Here is a 6,507-nt window from a genome sequence, read left to right on the forward strand (position 1 = left end):
AGCTGCACGATGGTGCCGCGCGGACGCGTCGCCGCGATGCCTTGCGCCAGCGCCGCCGCCGCGCCCGAGCATTCGTAGAGAATGTCGAACGTCCCTTTGTCGGCGAGATAGGGAGCCAGGCCCTCCGGATCGGTCCTCGTGTTGATCGCCTTGTCGGCGCCGGCCTGCAACGCCATCGACAAGGTGAAATCGGCGAGGTCGACGGCGACGATCTCGGCCGCACCCGCGCGCCGGGCGCTGAGGATCGACAACAGGCCGATCGGCCCGCAACCGGTGACCAGGACGCGCTTGCCCAGCATCTCGCCGGCCCGGCGGGTGGCGTGGAGGCAGACCGCCAGCGGTTCGGCCATCGCCGCTTCGCCGGCGCTCAATCCATCGGCCGGCACGCATTGCGGCGCATCGGCCACCAGCATTTCGCGGAACGCGCCCTGGATGTGCGGGAATGGCATGGCGCTGCCGTAGAAGCGCATGTTGAGGCACTGGTTATGCATCCCCTCGCGGCAGTATCGGCAGCTGTAGCAGGGCCGCGACGGCGAGACCGCGACCAGTTGGCCGGGCTCCAGCCCGCTGACGCCGGAACCGATCTTCTCGATCAGGCCGGAGACCTCGTGGCCGAGGATCATCGGCTCCTTCAGGCGCACAGTTCCGAAGCCGCCATGATTGTAGTAGTGCAGGTCGCTGCCGCAGATACCGCCGGCGGCAAGACGCAACAGCACCTGGCCCGGCCCCGGCTCCTCGACGGAACGGTCCTCGATGCGCAGGTCCTTGGCGGCGTGGATGACGATCGACTTCATGGTGAGCGAGCTCCTACAGCACCGGCGAGATGAGCGGCTGGCCGGCGAAATGAGCGGCGAGGTTGTCGCGCACCAGTCTGCCCATCGCCTTGCGCGTTTCGACCGTGCCCGAGGCATGGTGCGGCTGCAAAAGCACGTTGTCGAGCGCGAGGAAGCGTGGATTGAGATTCGGCTCGCCTTCGAAGACGTCGAGCGCGACCGAGCCGAGCACCTTGTTCTCGAGGGCGTCGAGCAGCGCTTCCTCGTCGATGTTGGACGCGCGCGAGATGTTGATCAGCATGCCTTCCTCGCCAAGCGCCGCGATCACCTCGCCGTTGACGATGTGGCGCGTCGCGGCGGACGCGGCAAGCGTCACGAACAGGAAGTCCGAACGCCTGGCCAGCGCGACGGGATCGGCGAGGAACTCCCAATCGCCGGCAAACTCCTTCGGCGCGACATCGCTGTAGGCGATGTCCATGCCGAAGCCGGCAAGGCGCTTGGCCACCTCATAGCCGATGCGGCCGAGGCCGAGCACGCCGGCCCGCCGTCCCCAGACCCGGCGCTTGAGCGGATAGAGCCCCTTCGCCGTCCAGCTGCCGTCGCGCACCCAGCGCTCCGCGCCGATCATGCCGCGCGACAGGCACAGCATCATGGCGATGCCGAGATCGGCGACGTCGTTGGTCAGCACGTCCGGCGTGTTGGTGACGCGCACGCCGCGCTCCCGGCAGGCCACGAGATCGACCGCGTCGAAACCGACGCCATAGACGGAAACGAGTTCGAGCGACGGGCAGGCCTCGATCATGGCGCGGTTGGCGCCAAGCTCGCCGCGCGTGGCTATGCCGCGCACAAGCGGCCCTACCTCCGCGAGGAAGGCCGGCTTGTCGTCGGCCGCGAAATAGCGATGCACCGTGAAGGCTTCGTTGAGCGGCTCCTCGTCCCATGCGGGATAGGGTCCGACCTGAAGGATGTGAGGCCGCTGCATCGCTATTCGCTCCACTTGACTTGACAGATGATGTTATCGATAACATAAGACGCTCAGCGACGAGAGGCAATCAGGAAAATGTCGTCCAAACTGTTCGATCTCACCGAGCGCACCGCGCTCGTCACCGGCTCCTCGCAAGGCATCGGCTTTGCCTTGGCCAAGGGCCTCGCCGAAGCCGGCGCCAAGGTCGTGCTCAATGGCCGCGACGAAGCTAAGCTGCGTGCCGCGGCAGCGGACATTCCGGGCGCCGCGACGCTCGCCTTCGACGCCACCGACCATGATGCGGTCCGCGCCGCCATTGACGCTTTCGAGCTTGCCGGCGGGTCGATCGACATCCTGGTCAACAATGCCGGCATGCAGTTCCGCACGCCGCTCGAGGACTTTCCCGCCGACGCCTTCGAGCGCCTGCTGCAGACCAATGTCGCCAGCGTCTTCCATGTCGGCCAGGCCGTGGCGCGGCACATGATCGGGCGCGGCCGCGGCAAGATCATCAACATCGCCAGCGTCCAGACCGCGCTCGCCCGCCCCGGCATCGCGCCCTATACGGCGACCAAGGGCGCGGTCGGCAACCTGACCAAGGGCATGGCGACCGACTGGGCCAGGCATGGCCTGCAATGCAACGCGATCGCGCCCGGCTATTTCGACACCCCGCTCAATGCGGCGCTCGTCGCCGACCCGGCATTCAGCGCCTGGCTCGAAAAGCGTACGCCGGCCGGTCGCTGGGGCCAGGTCGAGGAACTGGTCGGCGCCTGCGTCTTCCTAGCCTCCGATGCGTCATCCTTTGTCAATGGACACATTCTCTATGTCGACGGCGGCATCACGGCTTCGATCTGATCCCCCGCCGCGCATGGTGGTCATGGGCGTCACCGGTTCGGGCAAGACGACGGTCGGCGAGGCGCTCGCCCATGCGATCTCGGCGACATACGTCGATGGCGACAAGCTGCACCCTGAGGCCAACATCGCCAAGATGAGCGCCGGCATTCCGCTCGACGATGCCGACAGGTGGCCCTGGCTGGCCAAGGTCGGCGAAACGCTGCGGCAACGGCCCGCGCCGGTAATCGTCGGCTGCTCGGCGCTGAAACGCGTCTATCGCGATTTCATCACCGAGCAAGCAGGCGAGCCGGTGCTGTTCATCTATCTCGACGGTTCGCGCAAGCTGATTTCGAAGCGCATGCATGAGCGCACCGGCCACTTCATGCCCACCAGCCTGCTCGACAGCCAGTTCGCGACGCTGGAGGTGCCGGGCAAGGACGAGAATGCGATCGCGGTGACAATCGCTGCGCCGCTCGATGAGATCGTCGCGGACATAGCAGCCAGGCTGGCGGGAGGACCGACATGACCAACAGAGTCGCACTGATTGGCGCCGGCGCCATGGGCGGAGCGATCGGCGAGCGCCTGCTCGCCACCGGCAATCGCCTCGCTGTGTTTGACCTCGACAAGGCCAAGGTCGAGGCGCTGGTCGCCAGGGGCGCGACTGCGATGGCGAGCGCGGCCGAGGCGGCCGGCGCGGCGGATTATGTCATCCTCAGCCTCAATTCAGCCGCGATCGTGCGCCGCGCTGTGTTCGGCGACGCCGGCGTGGCTGCGGGCGCAAGGCCCGGCACGCTGATCATCGACATGTCGTCCATCGATCCCGACGCGACGCGCCAGCTGGCCGCCGATGCGAGCGACAAGGGTTTGCGCTGGGTTGACAGTCCGCTCTCCGGCGGTGCGCCCAAGGCGCTGATCGGCGAGTTGACGCTGATGGCTGGCGGCGAGGCACAGGACGTTGCGGATGCCCACGCCGTGCTGCGCGACGTCGCGAGCAACTACACCCATATGGGACCGGCCGGCGCCGGCCAGACGACCAAGCTGATCAACCAGGTGCTGTGCGCGCTGAATTTCATGGCCGTGGCGGAAGCGACCCGCCTGGCGCTCGACGCCGGCGTCGACGTGCTCAAGATCCCGCAGGCGCTGAAGGGCGGCCGCGCCGACAGCGCCATCCTGCAGGAGTACCTGCCGCGCTTCGCCACCCGCGACTACCGCCGCACCGGCCGCATTGACAACATGGTGAAGGACCTCAACGCCGCCCAGGATTTGGCGCGGCGCACGCACACCGCGATGCCGCTGACAGCAGTCTGCGCCGAGGTGCATCGGCTGCTGACGGCCGCCGGACTGGGCGGCGAGGACCAGGCCGCACTGATGGAATTCTTCCAACGCAAAGAGGACGGCAAATGATTACGCGCTACGCACTGTTCGAGGGCAAGGTGAAGGACGGCCAGACGGAAGCGTTCCGCAGAGACGTGATCGAGACCGTCCTGCCCAAATGGAAAGCCTTCCCGGGCGCGCTCGATGTCCGCGTCTCCTTCGCCGAGAAGCGCGACGACGGCGCGCCGGAATTCCCGATGATCCTGGCGATCAACTACCGCGACCTGGCGGCGGTCGACGCGGCCCTCGCCAGCCCCGCCCGCGCCGAATCGCGCGCCGCGACCGAGGCGGTGCTGGGCCGATATTTCGAGGGCCGCATCCACCACCATGTCACGATCGCCAACGAGTTTCCGCTGGCGGAGAATTGACCGGCACCGCACAATGGCTGCGGTGCCTTGGCGATGCGACACGACATTTGTGGCGATGACCAGCAACGACTGACCGGCGGAGACCCTCGGCTATTTGCCTGCTTTCGGATTGCGGGAAAGACAGCGACGGTCGGCGCTCGAGGTGGCTCTCGGGAGACCTGCGGAGGCTCAGGCGGCGGCGCTTCCGGAGCCTTTGGTCCGCCGGCTGAAAGACGGACCGAAATCGCGAAAACGCGCCACTCGCGATTGACGGGCTCGTAGAGTAGCTCGCGATGTGCGAGGAGGCACCATGACCGGCGAGACCATCCACGTTCGACGGCGGGCAGCGGCTGATCTAAGCCAACAAGCGCCTCTGCTCCTCAACTCCGGTGCCGCAGGGCGTCGACGATCACCGCCAATGCCGGCGAGAGCAGCCGCCGGCTCGGATAGTAGAGATGATAGCCGGCGAAGGGCGGGCTCCAGTCGCCGAGCACCAGCGTCAGGCGCCCCTCGGCGATGTGGCGGCTGACGAGGCTTTCCGGCACATAGGCGATGCCTGAGCCGCTGATCGCGGCGTCGACCATCGGGATGGTCGAGTTGAAGGTGAGTTGGCCCTCCACCCGGACCCTGAGGTCGCGGCCGCCCTTGGCGAATTCCCACGCATAGAGGCCTCCGAACGTCGTCAGCCGCAGGTTGATGCAGTCGTGCCCGACCAGATCCTGCGGTGTCCTGGGCGCCGGGCGGCGGGAGAAATAGTCTGGCGAGGCGACGGCCACCAGCCGCCAGTCCGGGCCGATCCGCACCGCGATCATGTCCTTGTCGATGCTCTCGCCGAGCCGCACGCCGGCATCGAAGCGCTCCTCGACGATGTTGCGCATGCCGTTGTCGCTGTAGAGCTCGACATTGAGGTCGGGATAGTCGCGAAGCACCGGCTCGAGCCTTGGCCAGACGGTCGACTGCAGCGCGTGGTCGGAGAGCGTGATGCGGACCGTTCCCGACGGCTTGTCGCGAAAGGCCACCAGGCTTGCCAGGTCGGCTTCGATCTCCTCGAAACGCGGCACGAGCGACTGGTAGAGCCGCTCGCCCGCCTCGGTCGGCGCGACGCTTCGCGTCGTGCGCGTCAGCAGCCGAACGCCCAGGCGCGCTTCCAATTCCTTGATCGTGTGGCTGAGCGTCGACTGCGAGGTTCCGAGCTTCGCCGCTGCCCTGGTGAAGCTGCGCTCCCGCGCGACCGCCACGAACCAGAGTAGATCCTTCATGCCGTCGCGTTGCATCGCTGCCTCGTGATCCAGATTTATATCAGGTATCGATAAGTCCATGCGGATTATATCGCCTATTCGAACGAGGTCGACCGCAATATCTTCCCCGCAAGTCGGCGCGGGAGGCTCTCCGGCGCCCCAGTCGGGCTCTGCCAACTGGGTCGAAGATCCCGCATTCACCTGCGGCCGCCCACATCAAAAACGCACAGACGAGAGATCACCATGGACATTATTCGCGCCGGCACGAGGCCCTCCGGCAAAGGTCCCTCGGACTGGTTTACCGGCACGGTCCGCATCGATCCGCTCTTCAACCCGTTCGACGCCGCGCGAGTGCAGGGCGCACAGGTGACCTTCGAGCCCGGCGCCCGCACCGCATGGCACACGCATCCGCAGGGACAGACGCTGATCGTCGTTGCCGGCTTTGGTCGCGTGCAGCGCAAGGGTGGCCCGGTCGAGGAGATCCGGCCAGGCGATGTCGTCTGGTTCGCTCCCGGCGAAAGACATTGGCACGGCGCTTCGCCACAGACCGCGATGGTCCATATCGCCGTCCAGGAGATCAAGGACGGCAAGGCCGTCGAGTGGCTGGAACACGTCACCGACGCCGAATACAGCGCCTGACCTCCCGCGATTGAACGAAAGGAAACAAGCATGCTCGCAACCGTTCTCCACAAGCCCGGCGACATCCGCTGCGAGGAGGTCGCCGATCCGAAAATCCTTCAGCCGACGGACGCCATCATCAAGCTGTCGGCGAGCTGCATCTGCGGTTCGGATCTGTGGCCCTATCGCGGGCTCCAGCCGGTGGACGGCCCGATGCATATGGGCCACGAGTACTGCGGCATCGTCGTCGAGGTCGGCGCAGAGGTGCGCACGGTCCGTCCCGGCCAATTCGTCGTCGGCTCGTTCTGCCTCTCCGACAACACCTGCCCGCATTGCCGCTTCGGCTTCCAGTCTTCCTGCGT

General features: G+C 66.6%; 9 protein-coding genes. 6 read left to right on the forward strand and 3 right to left on the reverse strand.

Annotated features, from left to right (window positions below):
• Together EN742_RS19640 and EN742_RS19645 are read right to left on the reverse strand one after the other, a co-directional pair.
• The coding region (locus tag EN742_RS19640) for an L-idonate 5-dehydrogenase (RefSeq protein ID WP_148670161.1) at nucleotides 1–794 on the reverse strand (794 nt) is incomplete at its 3' end.
• A 13-nt stretch (nucleotides 795–807) separates the two neighbouring features.
• Nucleotides 808–1,755, reverse strand: coding sequence for a 2-hydroxyacid dehydrogenase (locus EN742_RS19645; protein WP_128333171.1), 948 nt, complete (start codon nucleotides 1,753–1,755; stop codon nucleotides 808–810).
• A 78-nt stretch (nucleotides 1,756–1,833) separates the two neighbouring features.
• Between EN742_RS19645 and EN742_RS19650 the strand changes: the two genes are divergently transcribed.
• From EN742_RS19650 to EN742_RS19665, 4 genes are read left to right on the forward strand one after another with little or no spacing between them, the layout of a single operon-like run.
• Nucleotides 1,834–2,589 carry an SDR family oxidoreductase gene (locus tag EN742_RS19650; RefSeq protein WP_126057945.1) on the forward strand — a complete coding sequence of 252 codons (756 nt, stop codon included), beginning with the start codon at nucleotides 1,834–1,836 and terminating at the stop codon, nucleotides 2,587–2,589.
• Complete coding sequence (locus EN742_RS19655; RefSeq protein WP_126057944.1) at nucleotides 2,558–3,094, forward strand: gluconokinase; 537 nt, start codon at nucleotides 2,558–2,560, stop codon at nucleotides 3,092–3,094. The genes EN742_RS19650 and EN742_RS19655 overlap by 32 nt, the downstream gene beginning before the upstream one ends.
• A complete protein-coding gene (locus EN742_RS19660; RefSeq protein ID WP_126057943.1) occupies nucleotides 3,091–3,972 on the forward strand; it encodes an NAD(P)-dependent oxidoreductase in 882 nt (293 codons plus the stop codon). Before EN742_RS19655 ends, EN742_RS19660 begins: the two co-directional genes overlap by 4 nt.
• On the forward strand, nucleotides 3,969–4,310 hold the full coding sequence (locus tag EN742_RS19665; RefSeq protein ID WP_126057942.1) for a hypothetical protein: 342 nt from the start codon (nucleotides 3,969–3,971) through the stop codon (nucleotides 4,308–4,310). Before EN742_RS19660 ends, EN742_RS19665 begins: the two co-directional genes overlap by 4 nt.
• Nucleotides 4,311–4,669: 359 nt before the next feature.
• Here EN742_RS19665 and EN742_RS19670 read toward each other — a convergent pair whose 3' ends face one another.
• Entirely contained in the window at nucleotides 4,670–5,563 is an 894-nt protein-coding gene (locus EN742_RS19670) for a LysR family transcriptional regulator (protein WP_126057941.1), read from the reverse strand.
• A gap of 207 nt (nucleotides 5,564–5,770) precedes the next feature.
• Here EN742_RS19670 and EN742_RS19675 point away from each other — a divergent pair, with 207 nt between their 5' ends.
• Nucleotides 5,771–6,166: a cupin domain-containing protein gene (locus EN742_RS19675; RefSeq protein WP_128333172.1), complete on the forward strand. Its 396-nt coding sequence runs from the start codon at nucleotides 5,771–5,773 to the stop codon at nucleotides 6,164–6,166.
• Between the two features lie 30 nt (nucleotides 6,167–6,196).
• On the forward strand, nucleotides 6,197–6,507 hold a 311-nt coding region (locus EN742_RS19680), incomplete at its 3' end, for an alcohol dehydrogenase catalytic domain-containing protein (RefSeq protein WP_148670162.1).

It is taken from the genome of Mesorhizobium sp. M4A.F.Ca.ET.020.02.1.1 (genome assembly GCF_004022645.1).
In the GTDB taxonomy this organism is placed as follows: Bacteria; Pseudomonadota; Alphaproteobacteria; order Rhizobiales; family Rhizobiaceae; genus Mesorhizobium.

What these genes read in the sequence shown, in the direction of transcription:
- EN742_RS19645 (WP_128333171.1), bottom strand. Translation starts at nt 1,755, where the DNA reads ATGCAGCGGCCTCACATCCTTCAGGTCGGACCCTATCCCGCATGGGAC.
- EN742_RS19650 (WP_126057945.1), top strand. Translation starts at nt 1,834, where the DNA reads ATGTCGTCCAAACTGTTCGATCTCACCGAGCGCACCGCGCTCGTCACC.
- EN742_RS19655 (WP_126057944.1), top strand. Translation starts at nt 2,558, where the DNA reads ATGTCGACGGCGGCATCACGGCTTCGATCTGATCCCCCGCCGCGCATG.
- EN742_RS19660 (WP_126057943.1), top strand. Translation starts at nt 3,091, where the DNA reads ATGACCAACAGAGTCGCACTGATTGGCGCCGGCGCCATGGGCGGAGCG.
- EN742_RS19665 (WP_126057942.1), top strand. Translation starts at nt 3,969, where the DNA reads ATGATTACGCGCTACGCACTGTTCGAGGGCAAGGTGAAGGACGGCCAG.
- EN742_RS19670 (WP_126057941.1), bottom strand. Translation starts at nt 5,563, where the DNA reads ATGCAACGCGACGGCATGAAGGATCTACTCTGGTTCGTGGCGGTCGCG.
- EN742_RS19675 (WP_128333172.1), top strand. Translation starts at nt 5,771, where the DNA reads ATGGACATTATTCGCGCCGGCACGAGGCCCTCCGGCAAAGGTCCCTCG.